This window comes from Lysinibacillus sp. DFXJR4 (assembly GCF_057196045.1).
Genome location: NZ_JBXUNW010000017.1, coordinates 43,775 through 65,812, shown reverse-complemented (window position 1 = coordinate 65,812; position 22,038 = coordinate 43,775). Strand labels below are relative to the sequence as shown.

Annotated in this window: 22 protein-coding genes and 1 riboswitch; of the genes, 15 read left to right on the top strand and 7 right to left on the bottom strand. The window is 36.6% G+C overall.

Features of this window, described 5'->3' with window-relative positions:
* The first annotated feature begins 57 nt into the window (after window positions 1–57).
* The 8 genes from AC2CGN_RS21720 to AC2CGN_RS21685 all read left to right on the top strand — a co-directional run bounded on the left by AC2CGN_RS21720 (window position 58) and on the right by AC2CGN_RS21685 (window position 9,113).
* Entirely contained in the window at window positions 58–2,286 is a 2,229-nt protein-coding gene (locus AC2CGN_RS21720; RefSeq protein ID WP_484516174.1) for a YcdB/YcdC domain-containing protein, read from the top strand.
* Between the two features lie 97 nt (window positions 2,287–2,383).
* Window positions 2,384–2,845: a YusW family protein gene (locus tag AC2CGN_RS21715; protein ID WP_484516172.1), complete on the top strand. Its 462-nt coding sequence runs from the start codon at window positions 2,384–2,386 to the stop codon at window positions 2,843–2,845.
* Window positions 2,846–3,044: 199 nt separating this feature from the next.
* Window positions 3,045–3,479 (top strand): MarR family winged helix-turn-helix transcriptional regulator, encoded by a 435-nt coding sequence (locus AC2CGN_RS21710; protein ID WP_484516170.1) that lies wholly within the window; start codon window positions 3,045–3,047, stop codon window positions 3,477–3,479.
* A 48-nt stretch (window positions 3,480–3,527) separates the two neighbouring features.
* Window positions 3,528–4,511, top strand: a complete 984-nt coding sequence (locus tag AC2CGN_RS21705) for a ring-cleaving dioxygenase (RefSeq protein ID WP_484516168.1) — start codon at window positions 3,528–3,530, stop codon at window positions 4,509–4,511.
* A 72-nt stretch (window positions 4,512–4,583) separates the two neighbouring features.
* On the top strand, window positions 4,584–5,201 hold the full coding sequence (locus tag AC2CGN_RS21700; RefSeq protein ID WP_429983204.1) for a nitroreductase family protein: 618 nt from the start codon (window positions 4,584–4,586) through the stop codon (window positions 5,199–5,201).
* Between the two features lie 67 nt (window positions 5,202–5,268).
* Window positions 5,269–5,811, top strand: coding sequence for an NADPH-dependent FMN reductase (locus AC2CGN_RS21695; RefSeq protein WP_283869758.1), 543 nt, complete (start codon window positions 5,269–5,271; stop codon window positions 5,809–5,811).
* A gap of 1,228 nt (window positions 5,812–7,039) precedes the next feature.
* Window positions 7,040–8,437, top strand: a complete 1,398-nt coding sequence (locus tag AC2CGN_RS21690; protein ID WP_484516166.1) for a sensor histidine kinase — start codon at window positions 7,040–7,042, stop codon at window positions 8,435–8,437.
* Window positions 8,412–9,113 carry a response regulator transcription factor gene (locus AC2CGN_RS21685; RefSeq protein ID WP_484516164.1) on the top strand — a complete coding sequence of 234 codons (702 nt, stop codon included), beginning with the start codon at window positions 8,412–8,414 and terminating at the stop codon, window positions 9,111–9,113. Before AC2CGN_RS21690 ends, AC2CGN_RS21685 begins: the two co-directional genes overlap by 26 nt.
* Before the next feature lie 37 nt (window positions 9,114–9,150).
* Here AC2CGN_RS21685 and AC2CGN_RS21680 read toward each other — a convergent pair whose 3' ends face one another.
* Window positions 9,151–9,726, bottom strand: coding sequence for a YdhK family protein (locus tag AC2CGN_RS21680; RefSeq protein WP_484516162.1), 576 nt, complete (start codon window positions 9,724–9,726; stop codon window positions 9,151–9,153).
* A 112-nt stretch (window positions 9,727–9,838) separates the two neighbouring features.
* Window positions 9,839–10,435, bottom strand: a complete 597-nt coding sequence (locus AC2CGN_RS21675; protein ID WP_283869755.1) for a biotin transporter BioY — start codon at window positions 10,433–10,435, stop codon at window positions 9,839–9,841.
* A 139-nt stretch (window positions 10,436–10,574) separates the two neighbouring features.
* Window positions 10,575–10,766, top strand: a riboswitch (cobalamin riboswitch).
* A 150-nt stretch (window positions 10,767–10,916) separates the two neighbouring features.
* On the opposite strand from AC2CGN_RS21675, the gene AC2CGN_RS21670 reads away from it, so the two are divergent.
* Window positions 10,917–11,963: a FecCD family ABC transporter permease gene (locus AC2CGN_RS21670; protein WP_286926056.1), complete on the top strand. Its 1,047-nt coding sequence runs from the start codon at window positions 10,917–10,919 to the stop codon at window positions 11,961–11,963.
* Between the two features lie 4 nt (window positions 11,964–11,967).
* The gene (locus AC2CGN_RS21665; RefSeq protein WP_429989495.1) at window positions 11,968–12,756 is read left to right on the top strand and encodes a heme ABC transporter ATP-binding protein; all 789 of its coding nucleotides are present in this window, start codon (window positions 11,968–11,970) and stop codon (window positions 12,754–12,756) included.
* A 238-nt stretch (window positions 12,757–12,994) separates the two neighbouring features.
* Here AC2CGN_RS21665 and AC2CGN_RS21660 read toward each other — a convergent pair whose 3' ends face one another.
* The 3 genes from AC2CGN_RS21660 to AC2CGN_RS21650 form a co-directional block, all read right to left on the bottom strand.
* Window positions 12,995–13,309, bottom strand: coding sequence for a DMT family transporter (locus tag AC2CGN_RS21660; protein ID WP_429983194.1), 315 nt, complete (start codon window positions 13,307–13,309; stop codon window positions 12,995–12,997).
* Window positions 13,309–13,662, bottom strand: a complete 354-nt coding sequence (locus AC2CGN_RS21655) for a DMT family transporter (RefSeq protein ID WP_484516159.1) — start codon at window positions 13,660–13,662, stop codon at window positions 13,309–13,311. The genes AC2CGN_RS21660 and AC2CGN_RS21655 overlap by 1 nt, the downstream gene beginning before the upstream one ends.
* A gap of 73 nt (window positions 13,663–13,735) precedes the next feature.
* The gene (locus AC2CGN_RS21650; RefSeq protein ID WP_484516157.1) at window positions 13,736–14,314 is read right to left on the bottom strand and encodes a TetR/AcrR family transcriptional regulator; all 579 of its coding nucleotides are present in this window, start codon (window positions 14,312–14,314) and stop codon (window positions 13,736–13,738) included.
* A 307-nt stretch (window positions 14,315–14,621) separates the two neighbouring features.
* Between AC2CGN_RS21650 and AC2CGN_RS21645 the strand changes: the two genes are divergently transcribed.
* From AC2CGN_RS21645 to AC2CGN_RS21630, 4 genes are all read left to right on the top strand, one after another.
* The gene (locus AC2CGN_RS21645; RefSeq protein WP_313373302.1) at window positions 14,622–14,792 is read left to right on the top strand and encodes a hypothetical protein; all 171 of its coding nucleotides are present in this window, start codon (window positions 14,622–14,624) and stop codon (window positions 14,790–14,792) included.
* 45 nt (window positions 14,793–14,837) lie between these two features.
* A complete protein-coding gene (locus AC2CGN_RS21640; RefSeq protein ID WP_484516156.1) occupies window positions 14,838–15,014 on the top strand; it encodes a hypothetical protein in 177 nt (58 codons plus the stop codon).
* Window positions 14,995–16,161 carry an endonuclease Q family protein gene (locus tag AC2CGN_RS21635; protein ID WP_484516202.1) on the top strand — a complete coding sequence of 389 codons (1,167 nt, stop codon included), beginning with the start codon at window positions 14,995–14,997 and terminating at the stop codon, window positions 16,159–16,161. Before AC2CGN_RS21640 ends, AC2CGN_RS21635 begins: the two co-directional genes overlap by 20 nt.
* Before the next feature lie 87 nt (window positions 16,162–16,248).
* On the top strand, window positions 16,249–17,865 hold the full coding sequence (locus AC2CGN_RS21630) for an S-layer homology domain-containing protein (protein WP_484516154.1): 1,617 nt from the start codon (window positions 16,249–16,251) through the stop codon (window positions 17,863–17,865).
* 246 nt (window positions 17,866–18,111) lie between these two features.
* Here AC2CGN_RS21630 and AC2CGN_RS21625 read toward each other — a convergent pair whose 3' ends face one another.
* Window positions 18,112–18,399, bottom strand: a complete 288-nt coding sequence (locus AC2CGN_RS21625; protein ID WP_484516152.1) for a DUF2653 family protein — start codon at window positions 18,397–18,399, stop codon at window positions 18,112–18,114.
* On the bottom strand, window positions 18,387–18,845 hold the full coding sequence (locus AC2CGN_RS21620) for a hypothetical protein (protein ID WP_484516150.1): 459 nt from the start codon (window positions 18,843–18,845) through the stop codon (window positions 18,387–18,389). The genes AC2CGN_RS21625 and AC2CGN_RS21620 overlap by 13 nt, the downstream gene beginning before the upstream one ends.
* A 1,622-nt stretch (window positions 18,846–20,467) precedes the next feature.
* On the opposite strand from AC2CGN_RS21620, the gene AC2CGN_RS21615 reads away from it, so the two are divergent.
* Entirely contained in the window at window positions 20,468–21,754 is a 1,287-nt protein-coding gene (locus AC2CGN_RS21615; protein ID WP_484516148.1) for an SEL1-like repeat protein, read from the top strand.
* Window positions 21,755–22,038: the final 284 nt, after the last annotated feature.

Below are 22,038 nucleotides of genomic sequence, written 5' to 3'. Positions count from 1 at the left end.
CCAAATTTGGAAATGTATATTATAATAAATGGTAAATAGTTTTCTAGGAGGGATATTTTGGGTAAGTTTAAAAAGTTAGGTATTATACTAACATCTACAGCATTTACTGTCGGGGTACTTTCACCAATTTCACAAGCTTCTGCTAATGTAAAGGAATCTTCAGAGAGAATTGAAATTCAAGTAGCTTCAACGGAGACAAAAGTCACGAAGAGTATGCTTATCAATAAATTGCATGCAATATTCCCTGATAAGTTTAATTTCTTAACAGAGAAAGATTTAAATGTAGGAAGCGGACACTACTATACAGATGATACAACAATTCGTTATGATATAAGCTTCCATAAAACTGTAAATGGTAAGGAAATTTATGGTAGCTTCACATTTAAGGGAGACGATTTAGAACTAGAGAATTTCTATTATCAGCCTTCTGATATTTCAGATGCAATGTATCCAGCAAAGTATTCTGAAGCTGATGCACAAAAAATTGCAAAGGAATTCTTAGCTAAATTCCCAAATACTGAAAACTATAAGCTTCAGGAAAATGGTATTGGCTCTGACTCCTATTTTAATATGAGCAGACCATTATCACAGCCAATTGCTTATTCGTTTGTCTATTCACCAACTCAAAATGGTGTGGCAATCAGCGAGCAATATTTTACTATTGAAGTCCTTGCGAATGGCGAAATTACAAGTGTTTATCGCAATACAGAGCCTCTTAGCAAGGCAACATTTGATAGTGTAGAGCAGAAGAAGACTGAAGCGGATATTCTTGCCCAAATTCGTGATAATTTAGCAGTTGAATTGCGTTACACAGTCGATTATGATTTCCAAACAGATCAGCGTAAAGTGAAGCTTGTTTATGCACCAGCAATAGGCTTTAATGGGGTACATGCTTTAAATGGTCAATGGCAAACAGTGAATGGCTTCTCGGCACAGGTACCGAAAGTAAAACGCGTAGAAAAGCTATCCTCACAACCGCTTGAACCAAGAAAGAAGGGTATGACATTAGCTGAAGTAGAAGAATTTGCAAAATCCTTCTTAAAGGTTGATCCTGATAAAGCTAAGTTACAAATTGATATGATTGATGAAAGAGAAAACCAAAATGGGGAAACAATTTACTCTGTAAATTATACGTATATGTATGATAATGGTGGCATAGGCTCCTCATTTGAATTAAATAAGGCAACAGGCGAAATTATTCAATATCATGATTTAACTAGAGATTTCATAAAGACTAATGATAAGACTACAACCATTTCTAAGGATGCAGCATTGAACAAGGCGATTGAATACTTAAAGCAATGGGCTCCTTCCTATGTGCATAATTATTCTAAACCATTAGAGGAAGCTGTATTAGCTGATTATAGTAAAGAATATTATTTCTCATTCCCGCGTGTTGTAAATGATATCGCTGTGGTAGGAGATGAAATATCTGTAAGTATTGGTTCTGATGGCTCATTACGTTCATTGTATATTTCTAACCAAAAAATCGATAATTGGCCATCTGTAGATAAGGCGATTTCTGCTGATAAAGCAAAAGAATCTTATCGTGAGGCACTTAAATTACAATTGCAATACGCTAAACAAAGTGGTGAGGATAAGAATCATTATGATCTAGTGTATTCACCAACTTATGGTGGTAATTTACTTAATCAAATTGATGCAACTACTGGAGAGTGGTTAATTAATATTGAGGATAAAAAAGAGCAACCATTGATTTCACATCCTACAGCAGCAAAAGAGTTAAATTATTTGGTTAGTCAAAATGTGTTAGAGATTAAAGACCCAGCTACTTTTAATGCTGATACTGGCGTGACTAAGGGAGAAGCACTAAAAATTATGCTTAAATCTCTCACATATGGCTATTTTGGTGGATATGGAGAAGGTGATGAAAAGCAATCCTTCACAAATATTGATAAAAACCATCCATTATATGGAGTAGTTGAAGAAGCCGTAAGAATGGGTGTTTTAAAGCCAGCAGATCGATTTGATGTTGATGCAACATTGACTCGTCAAGAGCTTGCAGAATGGTATATTCGTGTATTAGGCTTAGAGAAAGCTGCTAAGCATAGTGATATTTATAAATTAAACTTTGCTGATGCAGGCTCAATTGATCCAGCATACTCTGGCTATGTGGCTTTAGCAAGTGCAATGGGATTAATAGATGCACAGCAAAATAGCTTCAATGCTACTGAGAAAGTATCATATGCAGATTTAGCTGTTTCAACAATGCGATTAGCTAAAGCTATTGGCGAAGGTAATAACAGTCGCAATTACTTTTACTAATTCTTAATAGAAAGGGTATCTCCTGATTATTGGAGGTACCCTTTTTGGTTAGTTTTTAGATAAAGGTGAAATAATAACAGTAGAAAGGAGTGGAAGGATGAAAACTAAATTTTTTATGGCTATTCTTTTTACGACTATCGCACTCTATGGCTGTACAAAAGAAAAGGTGCAAGATATGCCGACAAATGCTCCAGTTCAACAAAATAATCAACAAGTCGGAGATACCGTAACAGATCAAGTACCCTTCAATTTTTTAGAGTTTTCGTTGGATGTAGACTATTCTGCCACAGATTCCTATGAAGCTGAATACGAAAATAAAAAGTCTGGCATAGCAGCGAAATTACAGAATACCCGAAATAACGAAAATCTTCAGGGAGATGCAGCTTATACGAAGCTGGAACCTCTTTTTAAGCAGCTGACGTTTGATTCCACTACACCAAATGATGAAGTAATAGATCAGGTTATTTCCGTATTCCATATTGCAGAGGACTTCCAATCAATTGAGATTGAAGTAGAATTTGTTGATGGGAGTGAAAAAGAATTTAAACGTCTAAAGTAAATGATGCAGGCTGAATTCATCCATTAAAATCCAGCTATCTATTAATGGCTGGGTTTTATTTCTTAGAAGTAAGTAGTGCTATAAAGGGGAAAGTCAATTTCTGATTAAAACAAATTAATTGTCGTATAAAGAAATATATGTTATTATTATCTCGAATTAAAGATAATGAAATTCGAGGTAAATAGAAAGAGGGAGTGGTATGAGGGAAGACAATCGTAATTTAAAGGCTTTTACGGTCTTGTTCCGTGCATATCAAACGATTCAGGAAGCAACAAGGAGAGATTTACTACAATATGATTTAAATCAAACCGAATTTTCAGTGCTTGAATTTTTATACCATCGTGGGGAACAACCTATTCAAGTGATTGGAAAGAGAATATTAATTGCAAGTAGCAGTATTACCTATGTTATTGATAAGCTTGAACAAAAAGGCTATGTCTATCGATTTGCTTGTGCGAAGGATCGCCGTGTCACTTATATTTTTTTAACAGATGAGGGACGGGCATTATTGGAAGAGACTTTCCCAAAGCATGAACAAAAAATTAATGAAATTTTTGAAGTATTAGACCCTAAAGAACTGGAAACAATGATTCTATCTTTAAAGAAGATTGGTTTTAATGCGATTAATAAATGAACAATTTTACATTAATATCTCGAAATCGAGATAATAGGAGGGATTTAAATGAATCATTTAAAAGGGATTCATCACGTCACGGCAATTACTAGTAGTGCTGAAGAAAATTATAAATTTTTTACTTTGGTGTTAGGAATGCGTTTAGTAAAAAAAACAGTTAATCAGGACGATATTCAAACATATCATTTATTCTTTGCGGATGATAAGGGCAGCGCAGGTACAGATATGACGTTCTTTGATTTTCCGAACATTCCAAAAGGCGTGCATGGAACAAATGAGATTTCAAAAACCTCCTTCCGTGTACCAACGGATGCCGCTTTGGACTATTGGGTGAAACGTTTTGACCGATTACAGGTTAATCATACCGGCATTAAAGAACAATTTGGTAAGAAAACTTTATCTTTCGTAGATTTCGACGATCAGCAATATCAACTTATTTCTGATGAGCACAATAATGGTGTTGCCTCTGGGACTCCATGGAAAGATGGGCCAATCCCTTTGGAATATGCAATAACTGGATTAGGGCCAGTATTCGTTCGAGTTGCTAATTTTAAATATTTCAAAGATGTGCTAGAAAAGGTGATGCTTTTTACTGAAATTGCTGAGGAAGGAGATTACCATTTATTTGAGGTAGGAGAGGGAGGTAACGGTGCTCAACTTGTTGTTGAATACAACAGTGTTCTACCTTTAGCACGTCAAGGCTTTGGTACAGTTCATCATGCCGCATTCCGAGTAGAGGATCGTGCTGTGTTGAATGAATGGACTGAACGATTTGATAGCTTCGGCTTCCATACTTCTGGTTATGTCAATCGTCACTTCTTTGAATCACTTTATGCACGAGTAGCGCCACAAATTTTATTTGAACTAGCCACTGATGGACCAGGGTTTATGGGGGATGAGCCTTATGAAACTTTAGGTGAAAAACTTTCATTGCCACCATTTTTAGAGCCAAAGCGTGCTCAAATTGAAGAACTTGTTCGTCCTATTGACACTGTAAGAAGTACAATAAAGTTCGATAAAGAGTATGAGTAATACTAATTCATCCAGTAACAGAAATATGCTGCTTACTGGATGGATTTACATAACTGAATTGGGGGCTTATAAATGGAATTTTCCAAACTAATTGAAAAGCGTCGTTCAGCCAATAATTTTTTAAAGGACGTTAAGATGACTGAAGAAGACATACGGCCTATTTTAGAGGATGTTAAGCTTGCTCCATCGGCTTTTAACTTACAACATGCTAACTACATTATTGTTTTGGATGAAGAGATGAAGGAAAAAGTAAGAGAGGCAGCATTTGGTCAATATAAAGTACATTCAGCTTCTGGGGTGATTCTAGTATTAGGTGATAAAGAGGCCTATAAAAACACGGCCAACCTCACTCAGGGGATGGTGGATTTAGGAATAATTACCGCTAGTGAATTAGAAGAGATTGTAGCAGAGAATACTAAATTTTATGAAGATGGTGGCCAGGATTTTATGAAGGATGAGGCGATTCGTAATGCTTCATTATCAGCAATGTTATTTATGCTTGCTGCAAAAAATCGCGGTTGGGACACCTGCCCAATGATTGGGTTCGATAATGAAAAAATGCGTGCACTTTTTAATGTGCCAGAAACACATGAAATTGCACTTATGATAACAATAGGTAAGGAAAAAGAAAGCAGTCGTCGTTTACGAGGTTATCGTAAGCCAGTTGAGGAATTTGCCACTTATTACTAACGTGGTATAAAATAGAATTACTATACAAATACTAAGAATAATAGACGTTTTAGGAGGAAATAACATCATGAAAGTAGTAGCTATCGTAGGTAGTATCCGAAAAGAATCTTATAATATGCAGTTAGCTAAGTTTATTCAAAAACAATATGCTGAGAAGTTTGAACTTGAGGTTTTAAGCTTAAATGAGCTACCAATGTATAATCAAGATATTGAAAATGATGCACCACAAGCCGTGCTTGATTTTAAAGCAAAAGTGAAAGCTGCAGATGCAGTGCTTTGGGTGACACCTGAATATAATGGTACCGTACCAGGTGTGATGGTTAATGCAATTGACTGGTTATCTCGTGTAGACAAAGTAATGATTGGAAAACCATCTATTATTATGGGTGCATCGATGGGTAACCTTGGTACTGTAAAAGCACAATTACATTTGAGAGATATTTTATTCTCCCCAGGTATTAATTCACCATTACTTAGTGGGAATGATGTTTATATTGGTGCTGTGCACACAAAATTTGATGCAGAAGGTAACCTAACAGATGAAGGTACTGTAAAATTCCTTGATTTAGTTATCGATAACTTCTTAAACTGGGCAAAAAAATACGTTTAACATAATGAAAGTCCTGTAAGTACTAGGTATACTTACAGGACTTCATGTTGTTGAAATACTATTATGTCAATGAAATCAAGGTGACAAATTAAAAAGTATATCCCTTTTTCAAAACGACGGGTTAATCTCCGTTCCGCCTGAGTGCTTTGTAGCTGTCGCTTTGCTTTCGCTACAGAAAACATTTGCCGCTGACGCTTCGCTTTCGCGCAGAGCTTCCTGGGGAGCGTCCGATGAGCCACTTGGGGCAACAGATGTTTTTTGCGCGTAAGCGAAGCGTCAGCAGCAGGAGGTTGGTCACGAAGGCGTTGTCACAGGACGTGACGATTTTAGCCTTTGTTCCCCTAATTTGCTCGCTCCATGGTCTCATCTGTGGCGCTGAATCCCCGAGGAGTTACTCAGTCTACACTCCAATCAACCATTGCTCATGAATGTATAGTGATAAATTGAAGTCTTAACCATCACTATTTTGCGCAAAATGGAGCTTTGATAACATTTTTCTATGTGAAAGCAGCGCGACAGCCATAAGTAACTTTATGTAAAGTTACAAAGTAGTTTTATGCATAAAATGTGAGTAATGTGCTTTTACCTTACTTTTGAAGGAAGAAAATATTTAAAGTTCTACACTATTGCAGATTGGAGTGCAAGGCTACTCGACTCCCGTGGGATAGCGAGACAGACGAGAAACTGAGGCCAACACGAGGTTGGTCACGAAGGCGTTGTCACAGGACGTGACGCACTTAGCCTTCGTTCCTCCAGGCGCAGGAAGCGGCTCGTCGCTCGCCCACAGGAAGCTTTGCTCTGTGCGAAAGCGAAGCGTCAGCAACAAAGCGAGTAGCCTGGAACGAAAATCACCTTCATTTTGACTAAATATTCACAAAGAGTCCCTTGACCATTTAGTTTTTCAACACTATGAAGTCCTGTAAGTACTAGGTATACTTACAGGACTTTTTAACTTCTGCTGAAACGAATAAAGCACTTGAATGGTGGTAGAATGGTAAAAGAGATGCTCGATTAAAAATGCTGTACTACTGCATAAAATCTTCATATTTTTACGTTATACTTTTGACGTGATTCAGCCAAATGTTTAGTACCGTAAGCGAAGCGTCAGGTACAGAATACTTCAAAGGAAGAGATGATGTATTTTTCCTATTCAGCGAACATATAAACGCATGATAATGCCCTGCAAATGTCACGTATTTTTTGGAAATCTCAAAATGGTGGTTAGCAAATGAGAAAACTTTCACTAAAGCTTGGAATCATTTTTTTTATTACATTATTTTGCATTGAAACATTTATGATGTTCTTTTTACATACTTCTTTAACCAATTCAAGGGTTGAAGAGGAACTAACGAGCTTACAGGCAAGAGGAAACTCTCATAGAACAATTTTAGAGCGAAATTTTGACAAGGAGACCCTAGCTCATATTGTACTAATGGAGTCAGAGGAAGATACAGATGTAGTTATTACAAATATATCAGGAACAATATTGGCGTCTTCAAACCCACATCCTGAAATCAAAGATTATATAAATCAATTAGAGAATTCTGTTCCTTATAATGGGGAAATATTGCAGCGTCATTGGAAAAATGAAAAATATATTGCAACCATTAGTCCAATTCAAAAGCAACAGAGAACTGTTGGATATATTTTTATGTTTCAAAATACAGATTCAATCCATGCATTAATGGAGCGCTTAAATAAGCATTTTTTAATTGTTGGATTTGTTTCAGGTCTTGTAACCATTGCAGTCATTATTGTTTTATCTAGAAAGCTAGCTCACCCTTTAATTCAGATGAAAGAAGCTACTATGAAAATGAGTAATGGTGACTTTTCCGTGGCACTTTCTTCGAATGGAAGGGATGAACTAAGTGATCTTGCTATAGCAATTCAGCATTTATCAGATGAGTTGAATCATTTAAGACAGGATCGCAAAGATTTTTTATCAAGCATTGCCCATGAGCTTAGAACACCCTTAACCTTTATAAAAGGCTATGCGGATATTCTCTATAAACGTAATTTGACGGAGCAAGATCGACAAAAATATTTAGGTATTATTATAGAAGAAACAAATCGACTCTCTCATTTAATAAGGGAATTATTTGATCTAGCTAAAATGGACGAAAACTCCTTTATTATTGAAAAAGAATGTCTTCAATTGAATGAGATTTTGGAAAATATTAGAGGGAAATTGAGCCCTGCCTTTCAAGAAAAACAGCTGCATTTTAACGTTCATTGTGAAGAAGGATTAACTTTAATGGCTGATGCTGCAAGGCTGGAACAAATATTAATGAATCTCCTCAATAATGCATTATCATATTGTTCACCAGGTGACGTTATCTCCGTCATAGCAAAAAGACAGGACGATTTAGTATCTATACTCGTTAAAGATACTGGAAAGGGAATCCCCAAAAAGGATTTACCTCATATTTTTGAACGATTTTATCGTGTTGAAAAATCTCGTAGTCGTGCACTAGGGGGCGTTGGACTGGGGCTTTCAATTGTAAAAGAGCTTGTGCAGGCGCATGGAGGAGAAATTACAGCCCAGAGTATAGAAAATAAAGGAACAACTTTTATCTTAACGTTTAAAGGAGTCAAAAAGCATGAAAACAATACTACTCATAGATGATGAACCTAGAATGTTAAACTTGCTTAAGCTTTATTTAGAGCCTGTTTTCACATGTAAGGAAATGGTATCCGTTCAGGAGGCTCTGATCTATTTAGAAGAAAATCATGTAGATCTGGTACTTTTAGATATCATGATGCCAGAAATGGATGGCTGGCAGGCCTGTAAAGAAATAAGGAAGTTTTGGGATGTGCCCATCATTATGCTAACAGCAAAAGGGGAGCATACTGATATGGTAAAAGGTCTAAATCTAGGAGCAGATGATTACATTCTTAAACCCTTCGATGAAGAAGTGTTACTAGCACGTATTAATGCTGTTCTAAGGAGGGCAAAAAGTGATGAAAATATTGTGTCGTTTGAGGGATTACATTTAAACAAGGAATCCTTTGAAGTTTGTTTTAGACAGAAGGAAATATCCTTAACACCTAAGGAATTTGGGATGCTAGCCTTATTTTTAGCGCATCAAAATAAGGTTTTTACTAGGGAGCATCTTATTAATACTGTATGGGGTTACCATGATTCGATAGAGGATCGAACAATTGATTCACATGTACGTAATTTACGAGAGAAACTACGGAAAAGTGGTTTTCCTGCTGATGATTATTTACAAACTGTTTGGGGGCTTGGCTATAAATGGCTTAAGTCCGCAGGGAGAAATGCTTTAGATCTTAGAAGCTAGAAGAACCTCTGCAAGAAATCTACAGAGGTTCAGCGTCTTATTCTGTTTCTAATTCGTCCTCAGTTACCCATTTATAATTTTTTACAGACTCTCCATTTGTAGTAGCTGTGTAATCAATCATATAAACAGTCGTTTGGACTGCTTTATCAATCTGAACAGTCGCATTTTCCATGCCCGTCATATGAGATGCATTTGTCTTAACCTCAGTACCAGAGGCTAATGGAGCTAAATCTGGATTAATCAATTCCTCATGAATAACCCACTTATGATTTTCTACACGCTCACCACCTGTAGCTGGATCATAGGAGACAATATATGCAGTAGTATCATATGCGCCTACAATTGTTGCTTTTGCTCCCTCCATACCTTCCATATGTCCATTGGTAATAATAGCTGTGCTTCCTTCTGGAAATTTAGGGTTTACGGCAGTTTTCAACGCTATGGGCACCTCACCCGAGCTAGAATGATCCATTGTTGAATGATCCATCTTTGTATTCTGCTCAATGTCATTGTCCTTTTTCGTCCCTGATTCTGTCTTGTCAGAGCAACCTGATAACGTTAGGAAAGTAATTACTGTCAGGAAACTGATAAACCAACTTCTTTTTATCTTCATCCTTTATTCCTCCTCACTATTTACACCTAATGTAGCAAATAAATGTGCAGAAATAATGGAAGGATTATAAGAAATACGCCATCTTTGTAGGTTTGGCGTTTTAAGAATTCAACTATTTTATTGGTATTATTTTTAATATCCTTTGTAGTCGATGCGCAAAAATACCAGCAAAGACTGCTAAAATAATATCCTTAGGCAAAGGCGGCATCATCCAAAGCCAGGCCATCTTATAATTGAAAGCATCTGGAGCGCTAGCCCATAGCTTATAAGCAAAGTACATCCAATTTGTCCCTAGTAAATAATTAATAGCTGTAGCAATTACTGCTGCAACAATATAGCTTTTCTTTGTGCCGCTGCGCTCAACAATTAGTCCTGCGATAAATGCAGCTAAAATAAATGTGACAATGAAGCCAAATGTAGGGCTCAAGATTTGTCCAAAGCCGCCACCAAAACGTGCAAATACGGGTGCACCAGCTAAGCCAATGCACATATATACCGTACAAGCAAGCGCACCCTTTCTACTACCAAGAACGAGTCCAGCTAATATAGCAAAGAAAGTTTGCAATGTGATGGGGACTCCACCTACAGACATGAAAGGGACAATAGAAGTAATATTTGCACCAATCATCATTAACGTTGAAAATAATCCAATATAGGCAATATCTACTGTTCTTAATCTATGATGAGAGTGTTCTGCAACTGTTGCCATAATTTCACTCCTGTCTATTAAAGCTATAAATAGTGTATGAAAATAAAATATTTGTGTCAACCTATAATTTATGTTTAGTTAACTCAATGATAATTAATAGACTAACTACTTAAATGTATGATAGAATCGTCATAATTTTAATAGTTTGGATACTAATGGTGTGGCATCTTATATAAAGTGTCACTTAAAAGGGAAGTCGGTGAAAATCCGACGCTGTCCCGCAACTGTAACGAGGAGTTTTATGATGATTTAGCCACTGTTTTAGGAACGGGAAGGTAATCATAAAACGTTGATTCGAAGCCAGGAGACCTGCCATTTAGTGATAGTTGTAATGCCCACGAGGATGAACGCATTTACGGACAATAGAAGGAAATCTTTCTGACTTTGTTGATGAATCTAGGGTATTTCTATGCATACTATGCATGAAATACTCTTTTTTATTGCTTCATATCTATTACGGTTGATTAGGAGTATTATACATATGAATAAAAAATTTATACTATTATCACTGTCTTTGTTTCTAATACTAATCATTTCTATGACTTTGGCTGTTATGGTTGGATCTGTTTCCATCACACCTCTTTATGTGTGGCAGGTTATTCTGTCCAAAATTCCAATCGTCCAAAATTTTATAGAGCAGGATTGGAGTCGCTCGCAAGAAATTATCATTTGGCAAATACGGGTGCCACGCGTCTTGTTGGCTGCCATTGTAGGAGCAGGCTTAGCAATTGCAGGAGCAGCTATACAGGCTCTTGTGCGTAATTCTATAGCTGAACCATACATATTAGGAATATCCTCAGGGGCAACAGTCGGTGCTACAGCTGTTATTATTTTAGGTGCATTTTCATTCCTAGGAATTTTTGCTCTTTCAGTATCTGCATTTTTAGGCTCACTACTAGCCATATTGTTAGTGTTTTTCCTTGCCCGTGTTGGAGGAAAAATATCTGTCTTTAGACTTTTACTTGCTGGAATGGCAGTATCGTTTATTTTATCTGCTATTTCGAATTTTATTTTAATGATGGCAAAGCAAGAGGGTGGAATTAAGGCAGTTATGTATTGGATGCTTGGAAGTCTAGCTGGTGCAAAATGGAGTAATATAATTATTCCTACAACTATTTTTATCGTCGTGTTTGCCTTACTGTGGCTCCATTATCGTCATTTAAATTTATTATTGCTTGGGGAAGAGGCAGCAGTTACATTAGGTGTCAATATCCAACAGTTTCGTTTACAGCTTATCCTACTAGTATCTTTATTAACGGGTGTGCTTGTTGCAGTAAGCGGCTCTATTGGATTTGTTGGCTTAATTATTCCACATATTGTTCGCATAATTGTAGGTTCTAACTATAAATATGTAATACCAATTAGTGCTTTATTAGGAGGTATTTTTTTAGTTTGGGCAGATGCGATTGCTCGAATTTTGATAGCTCCTGAAGAAATGCCAATTGGAATTATTACAGCTTTTTGTGGAGGACCATTTTTCATTTGGCTACTGCGCCGTAATAATTATTCTTTCGGTGAAGGAGATTAAACCTATGACATTAGAAGCAAGGCAGGTATCCTATTCCATTCAGGATCAACGCATATTACATGAGGTTAGTATGCAAATAAGGGAACAGCAATTTGTTGGGCTAATTGGTCCAAACGGTAGCGGGAAGTCAACCTTATTAAAAAATATGTACCGCCTATTAAAGCCTGAAAATGGTACGGTTCTGTTAAATGAGCAGGATATTTTTAAGCAATCAAGTAAAAACATTGCTAAAAATTTGGCGGTAGTAAGTCAAGAAACACCGGTTTTATTTGACTTTACAGTACATGATTTAGTAAGTATGGGAAGAACACCTCACAAAAAATTATTGGAGCTTGATCAAGAACGAGATTTTCAAATTGTGAAGGATGCATTAAATCAAACAGGTATCACACATTTAGAAAAACGTAGTTTCAGCTCATTGTCAGGTGGAGAAAAAAAACGGGTGATGGTAGCACGTGCACTTGCTCAGCAAGCACAAATACTTATTTTAGATGAGCCAACAAATCATTTAGATATACAGCATCAATTACAGCTAATGGATTTAATTCAAACTTTGCATTTAACCGTTGTTGCTGCTTTGCATGACCTAAATATTGCAGCTATGTATTGCGATCAAATTTATGTTTTACAGAAAGGTCAAATCGTTTGCTCTGGTACACCAGAAGAAGTGCTTACGCCAGCATTATTACAAGATGTATTTGGTGTTTATGCCGATATACAAACCCACCCTCTTACAGGTAAGCCGTATTTAACGTATGTATCGGAGCAATATACGAAAATATTAAAATATTGATAGTATGAAAAAGGCGTATCACTTAGTGCGGATACGCCATATTGTTTATCTATGGATAGGACTGTGGTTAATGGAGGACAATGCTTCATTTATTACAAAAATCCTTAGCTATTCTCAGTCCAAATCTTCCAAATAACACCCTCTTCATCATTACTACTATGTGCTTAAATCTTTAAATCCTTCGGACATCTTCTCACCAAACATTATTACTAAATTCTACCGAAAGCAGCAAAATAAATTAAGATATTGCTTTTAAACCTGCTACACCAATGATAATGGCAACGATACTAATCAAACGGGTGCGGTTTTTGGATTCGCCAAAAAATATAATATTTACAAGGACAGCCCCAACAGTCCCAATACCAATCCATACAACATAGGCGATGCTTAACTGTAAATAGTTAAAGGAGGCATATAATAGCGCAAAGGACAACCCAAATCCACCCACATATATAAATAAATTACGAAGCGTTTTTTTCTGACTGTAGAAGCGTAAGCCTACCACCCCGATAATTTCTGATATTGCAGCTAATAATACAAGTAACCAGCCCATTATGCATTAGCTCCTTTCTTATTATCATGATCTCTAGCAGTGTTATCGGCTAATTTAAGACCAATAACCCCTACTATTAAAATAAACATGAAAATCGCTTTCATAGTGTTAAACTCTCCTTCAAAAATGAAAATGTCCATTAATGTGGTACCAATTGTTCCTGCCCCAGCAAAAATTGCATAAACTGTGCCAGTAGGTAGGTTTTCACATGCTTTTGATAAGAAATGGAAGTCCGTAGCGATTAAGGCTACGATAATAATCCAATGCCACCAGGAATGTGCAACATTAAAGCCGAAAATCCAAAATAATTCAAATAAACTTGTTAGTCCAACATACAGCCAATCTTTTTTCATAGTTACGTTTCCTTTCGTTTAATCATATTTATGACTGACATTCAGTCATTTATCGTGTAAAAAAGAACGTCACTTATGTGTGACGTAAGCCAAGTGCATGATGTAAAAAGTCAAGGAGTTCAAGCTTTTGCAGTCTGATAGCTTCTTCTTTACTGTCATCATACAAGTAAATTTGCTCAGCTGCAGATTCTACTAACCCAATAATAAGTTTAGAAGATTGTGTAGTATTTAAAGAAGGGCGAATTACTCCTTGCTGTTGAGCCTCATATAAGAAATTATTCATCCATTCGTAATAGGGCGCATAAATATTTTCCCATTCTTTCATATGTTCAGTTTGAGTAATACCAGCGTAGATAAGGGCAAATACATCCCGATAGTCTTCAGTTAGTGAAAAAACAATATCGACTACTTTATCAAGCTGCATTGCAAAAGGTTCCTGTAAGGAAATTCCTTCTTTAATGGCAGCAATTATTTTCTCAACCATAACTTTCGCAATAGCCGGCATAACCGAAAGTCGTGATGGGAAATAAAGGTAAAATGTCCCTTGTGCGATACCTGCAGCTTTAACGATATCGGAAACTTTTGTCTTTTCAATTCCCTTTTCACGAAAAACTTCAATTGCTGCTTGAATAATTTTCTCTTCCTTTGACATGAAATCCCCCGCTTTTGTCCTGCTTAATTAGTATGTTACAAAATAGTTAAAATAAAGTCAAAGAAAATGACTGATAGTCAGTCATTTTTATCTGATTTAGCAGATCTTTACTTTGCGAAAGCAAAAAATGTATTGTATTCAAAGCGAAGCGACAGAAGTCAAAATAAAATCCCCGATGGTTGTTACAAAATTTTGAAGTTGAAGAATGGCTTTTTGAGGTGCTTGAAAAAATCAGATCTGAGAGATGATTGATACGCATAAATAACACTTTCTCGGGGAACTTTATGGATGAAAGGATTTGATGATAGTGGAAGAGATTAAGTTTGCGCAATTAGACCAACAGCAGCTTGAAAAAATTAACGAACTGGAAAAGAAAATTGGCGTGACATTAGTGGCATATGACTCCTCTTCAATGTCATCTCAGGGCTCGAGTGCCTTTGAAGCAAATAATGGCACGCATAACAATCATCCATCATAATGAACAAAAGAGATACCTTGCAGCAATGTGAGGTTTTTCTGTTTTATGTTGATTCAACAGATGTATATGCACCAGTTGAATCAGTATAAAGCCCCGGTGGATGTCACGGATTTTGAAGAAGAGCTTTTCGAGCAAGCCCAAAAAAATCAGTACACATTACTCTGTGGCGGAATTGAAGAAATAAAGGGAGTGAAGTTTAATGATGCAAGAATTTTATGCTGATTTACATATTCATATTGGACGTACTTTTAATGGACGTGCTGTTAAAATTACAGGCAGTAAAACGTTAACATTAGCAAATGTTTTAGAGACTGCTAGTGCAAGAAAGGGTCTTGATATTATTGGAATTATTGATTGCCATTCTCCAGAGGTAATAGAAGAGATGGCATGGATGATGGAACAAGGTTTACTCAAGGAATTGGAACAAGGGGGTCTACGCTATCAGGAAACTACTCTGATCCCAGGAAGTGAAATAGAGATTTATGATGAGAATTGTTTAGGACCTATCCATGTGCTTGCCTATTTCCCAACACTTAACCTGATGAGAGAGTTTTCAACTTGGATGTCAAATCATATGAAAAATATCCACTTAAGCTCTCAGCGAATATATTGCGATGCACGAACGCTACAACAGAAAGTTTATGAATTAAGTGGGCTTTTTATTCCTGCACACGTATTTACGCCATTTAAAAGTCTGTTTGGTAAAGGCGTACAACGAAGTTTAACAGAAGTTTTCGATCCACAGCTTATAGACGCCATTGAACTGGGATTAAGTTCGGATACCTACATGGTGAACAATATTAAGGAGCTTCAAGCCTATCCATTTGTCAGCAATTCTGATGCACACTCTCTTGGGAAGATTGCTCGGGAATATCAAAAATTACGATTAACTGATGCTAATTTTTCTGAATTGCAATTGGCACTTCAAGAGCAGCAAGGGAGAGCAATAACGGCTAATTATGGTTTAAATCCTTTGCTTGGTAAGTACCATCAAACAGTCTGTGCAAAGTGTGGCGAACAGCTAGACAATATGACGACTGTCTGTCCAAAATGTAACAGTACGCAAATTATAAAAGGAGTCGCCTTACGTATTCAGGAGTTATCAGAGCAGCTTGTTAATCAACGTGTTCGTCCACCCTATATTCATCAAGTTCCATTGGATTTTATTCCAGGCTTAGGACCAAAAATGATGGACCGATTAGTAAATGCCTTTGGTACGGAGATGAATATTTTGCATCGCATCTCACTAGAACAGCTTGAACAAATCGTTCCACCGAAAATTGCCAAGATGATTGATTTGGCAAGAACAGGTCAATTAGCAATTGAAGTTGGTGGTGGGGGTATATACGGAAAAATTCAATCTGAATAGAAGCTAAAAAATGCTTGTTCTTATTTAACCCTTTTTTAACCTTCATCTATTAAAATAGTAATCAGTAGATGTTGAAGGAGTGAGGGTATGAAATTTTCAAAGAAACTTCGATTTTTAGCTAGTAGTGTACTAGCATTGCAGTTATTAGTCCCAGTAGGTGCTAATGCTGAAGAGCGGAAAGATCTTATTGCACCGAGCTGGGTGACTCAGGTAGATTATGTAGCACTAGGGGATTCATTGGCCCATGGTATGAATGAAGTGGGGATTATCGGATTAGGGTATGCCGATTTTGTTGCACAGGCTTTACAGAAAGAGGGACTCATTACTTCATATAATAAGGGCTTTGCTTATACAGGCTATACTACGAAAAACGTATTGGAAGATTTACAAAATGATGTCGAGAAGCCAGTGGTTGGCTTTGGTTATCCAAATGAACAGGTAAAGCTTCGTACGTCTATTAAGGAGGCAGAAATTATTACCTTAACAGCAGGCGCCAATGATTTAATACCAATTTTAAAGGAATCTCAAACAACAGGTATTAATGCAGTGGCAATCCTAAAGGCTTCACAAGATGCAGTCAAAAATATAACTGCTATTTTAGCAGAAATTAAAAAACTAAATCCGAACGCACAGGTTTATGTGATGGGTTATTATAATTCCTTCCCCTACTATAGTGAGGATTTACAAAAACAATTTAAATTATTATTGGCTACGGTAAATTCCACAATAAAAACAACTGTTGAAAAGGCTGGAGGTATATTTGTTCCGACATACGATATTGTGGCAAAAGACGTGCCAAGCTATTTACCAAATCCAGAAAATATACATTTAAGTGAAGCAGGTTATATGGCAGTCGCAAATGAGGCATTTTTACCAGCCATTAAAGCAAGCTCATTATGGGATGTATCAAAAGTGATTAGTACAACTATTCAAAATAATACATCTGTACAGGTAAATTGGCAGAAGGCTACAGACAATGTAGGCGTGGAAAGCTACAAAGTTTATGTAAATGGTGAGCTAACTGCTACACAAAATGCCGACACAACGACAATTATGTTGGAACATTTAAATGATCATGCGACATATACTGTCGCTGTAAAAGCAGTAGACGCTGCAGGCAATGAAAGCGTACAAAGTCCAACTATAACTTTTTCATTAGGGGATACTTCAAGCTTTACTGATATAGAGAATCACTGGGCAAAGGAGTTTATTCAAAAAACAGCTAAAGTAGGTATTATGAAAGGCTATGCCGATGGAACATTTAGACCTGAACAGAATGTAACTCGTGCACAGGCTGCGTCTATACTTGTTAGAAGCTTAGGCTTAACAACGCAGAAACAGGCACCATTTACGGATATTTCAAGCTATGATGCAAAAACGCAGTCTGAAATTGCAGCTGCGTATACAAATGGACTTATAAAGGGAACAGATGGTAAATTTAACCCAGGGCAGCCAATTACTCGTGCTCAGCTAGCATTAATGATTAGCCGGGCCTATGAGCTTCAACAAAAGAAACCATATGTAGTGAAAGGGAGTACGCCCTTTACGGATATTGCTGGCTACAATGAGGAAACAAGGCATGCGATTACTATGCTATATGAGCTTGGTATTGTTATAGGTAGTGATGGTAAATTTTTACCAGAATCCTCAACGAAGCGTAGCCATGCAGCGAAAATATTTGTTAATTTTAGCGATTTATTTTGAGTTAGCAAATGTTTTTGTACTGAAATGGGCATGATACCTTGTATTTTGCTGTAGTTAGTTTAATTCCAACAGGGGTTGAGAGGGGACTATACCCAACTGGTTTTAATAGCTAGGACCGGGGTTGTTATTTATGCTAGGACGCTCAGTAGTCGATCTTATAATTGATGACGGCAAAAACAGATAAAAAAACATTTTTAACATAAACAAAGCGGTACAATAAAGGATTTATTGTACCGCTTAACTTATTTACGACAATCTAGCAATAATGCCTTCCTCATCATCTAATACAAGCTCGATACCAGTTGAAAATGGATCACTATGTAGGACATCTTTAATCCATACGCGTAATGCACCAATCATCGCTGCTGTATTGAATAACTCTATCTGTCCATTCACTTCAACTTCAGCACCAAAGCCTGAATCATCATCGTAGGTTAGCTCTACAAACACTTCTTCTGGGCGAATATTTTTATAATATGCCTGTGATAAGCAAATAGCATTAATAATATCCTGTTCATTAATTATTTGTGCCATTGTGCTTCCTCTTTACGCTTCTTATCTTTAAACATATTGATAATTTTTACGACAAGCATAATGATGACTGCAATTGCTGCAACGTTAATTAATAAACCTAAAATATTACCTAACAAACCCATACCACTAAAGAGGCTACCAAATAATAAACCAGCTAAACCACCCAGCATTAGACCTTTCATAAGACCACCAGAAAGGAAGCCGCCTTTTTTTGAAGTTGTATCTGTTTTGTTTGTATTGTTTTTATTCGTTGTTGCATTATTTTGATCTTTAGATTTATCCTGAGATTTTTGGATATTAGAGCTATTGTTATTGTTTTTAAAGCCTTTTTTCCCCGATTTATAGGATTTAGCTTCTGCAGTTGGTGTATCAGAAACAAACAATGTTGCCCCAACAGTCGCAAACATCAGTGTCGCTACAAAAATAGCGGCAAGAATTTTTTTCATTATTTACATTCCTCCAATATAATTTTTGCATTTTGTCATAAACTAGTTCTTACTAGTAATTCTACATGAACGTTTTCAAAAAATAAAATAATAGCCGTCATTAATTTAGAAATAACGACAAATTTGAACAAGCAGTGTCAGCAAAAAGGGTATAAAGACAATAGGAAGGAGTGAGACGATTATACAAACATTGTTGCTATTAACGGCAATTTTCCTCCTTATATACGACAGAAAAAAGACGTTTTTTTCATTGTAGTAGTTCAAGGGATATTAGGTTTATATATTTTAAGAGCAATCATTATTCAGTACCCTCTATTGCTGCCAGATAATCAGGGTGTTGTCACGGAGAGGGAATCATCATTAAGATGATTTCATGTTGTTGAAATACTATTATGTCAATGACACAAAGTGACAAATTAAAAAGTATGCCCTTTTTCAAAACGAGGGGTTGATCTCCGTTCCGACTGAGTGCTTACCTGGGGGCGTCCGATGAGCCGCTTCACTCGCATGCTCGCTCCAGGGTCTCCTTTGTGACGCTGAATCCCCAAGGAGTCACTCAGTCTACACTCCAATCAACCACTGCTCATAGTATTTTCGTTGGCATTTCACATAAATGTATAGTGATAAATTTAAGTCTTAACCATCACTATTTTTCGTAAAAAATGAAGCTGATAACATTTTTCTATGCGAAAGCAGTACGACAGCAGTAAGAGGCTTTATGTTTAGTTATAAAGTATTTTTATGGTTGACAGCTATAGAATTGTACTACTATTTTATCCATTTAATGTTGGTGAGTAATATGCTTTTACTTTACTTTTGAAGGAAGAAAATATTTAAAGTTCTACACTATTGCAGATTGGAGTGCAAGGCTACTCGACTCCCGTGGGATAGCAAGACAGACGAGACCCTGAGGCCAACACGAGGTTGGTCACGAAGGCGTTGTCACAGGACGTGACGCACTTAGCCTTCGTTCCTCCAGCGCAGGAAGCGGCTCGTCGCTCGCCCACAGGAAGCTTTGCTCTGTGCGAAAGCGAAGCGTCAGCAACAAAGCGAGTAGCCTGGAACGGAAATCACCTTCATTTTGACTAAATATTCACAAAGGGTCCCTTGACCATTTAGTTTTTCAACACTATGGAATCACATTAAGATGATTTGGTATGTTTTTGTGATATTTATGATTATATGAAATTTGGCATATACTTTTTTTCTATGCGTTTTTAATTTTTGGTTATACAATGTTTGTATACACAAGGCTATGAGCGAAATTATATTATTGTTCTGTGATCAGATGAAAAAGTATCGGACGCCTATGCCATGAAAAATTATATGGTACATCAAATACATGCTCAAAAGATAATAATGGAAGATCAATCAATGAATACTGAAAAAATATGGCATTTTCAATGGCAATTCATGTGAAAGGAATTGACTCAAAGATTGCTTTTTATTATGTTCCAAATGCTACTCGTTTTTTAAACAGTATAAATGGGCTCATATATATGTTTTTTAGTTATCCCATTATTCATTGGGTGAATACTAAGTGTGTATGTGTAATCAATTTTAAACTGTCTTCCATATAATATTGGCAAGACGGTTTTTTTATAATGCAAGGGGGGAAACGAATGTATGGACAATTTTTAGCTGAACGAAATAAAAAGCGAATTGAATCCTTACTAATGCTCACGCAGACTCAAGGTACATGGTTTGCACAAAACATCAAATTGCTAACATTTGAAGAAGTGTCATTAACAGCCTTGCATAAAATGCTGTATCAAGTTGTGCTTGGACTTTTAAAAAAAAATCAACAACGCCATTTACAAATTGTTCATCCAGAGCAGACACAATCAGTACAGGAAAATGTCTTAACGCTTTTAGCTGAGTATGATGATTTACTGCGTGAAGCAATTCCACTCCCTATTTATATTTTAATTTGGCAAATTTCTTCACTTGAGAAGTTAGCCTATTGTAACGAGGTTGCTGACGATGTAATTGATGTATTGGAATGGTATTTTAACAATCAAGATAAGCAGCTTGAAGCATTTGATGAAGAAGATTTAGATCATGAGTTCATTATTGATTTATATAAAGAGGCAATAGAAGAACAAGATGCAGAGGCACAGTTTCAGCTTGGAGAATACTATAGTGCAAGTGAAAGCTTCTGTTTTCAGCCTGAAAAATCTTTAAAATGGTTAGAATTAGCAGCATCGCAGGGGCATGCCAATGCACAATATGAACTTGGGAATTTTTATTTCGAAGGTATAGGTGTACAGGAAAATTATCGCAGAGCTTTTTCATTATATGAGGCGGCGGCAAAGCAAGGGCATCCAGATGCGGCGAATAACTTGGCAGATATGTATTTTAACGGTGAAGGAGTATCAGAAAATATGCTTCTTGCGAAGAAATGGTTTGACTTTGCTGCCAAGCAGGGTGTTGCTGAAGCAATGTTTACTCTTGGAATTATTTACGAGCAAGGGTTAGACGTTGACATTGACGAGGAGCACGCATACTTCTATTATAAAAAATCTGCCGAAGCTGGCTATGTTGAAGCACAATATAGGCTTGGCGGAATCTGTTTTGAGGGGCGATTAGGTCAGCCCCGAGATGTGAATCGAGGTTTATATTGGTATGAAAGAGCTACAGAGCAATACCATGTGGATGCATTTTATGATTTGGGATTTATTTGGAGTCAGGGTTTAACGGGTATACGTAATATTGAAAAAGGAATTCATTGGTTTAAACAGGCTGCTCTTCAAGGAGACTCAGAGGCAAAATTACAGCTTGGGCATCTTTATAATAATGGAGAGGGCATAACCAGAAATGTAAAAGAAGCTATTAAATGGTACGGACTGGCTGCAGAGTCAGGAATAGAAGAGGCAGCCATTTTGCTGAATGAATTAAAAGGAATGTAAATTTTTCGTAAAAAAATTATAGTTATTTAGTTTCTATTATCGTTCCTGGTTTTATAGGTATAAAAGGTTGTTTTTGTTGTTTATTTTAGGTATATAATAGTGCATAGAACTAACGGTAAAAATATTAATATAGTGAAGGGATAATAAAGACAAAGGAAAAATAAACAAAAAATAAGCAAAAGAAATATTAGATGATACAAATTAGCTACCAAAAGATATAGTGGTAGCTTTTTTACTGCTTTAAGCCAATAGATTGGCTACAGGGACTTTTTATACAATTAATG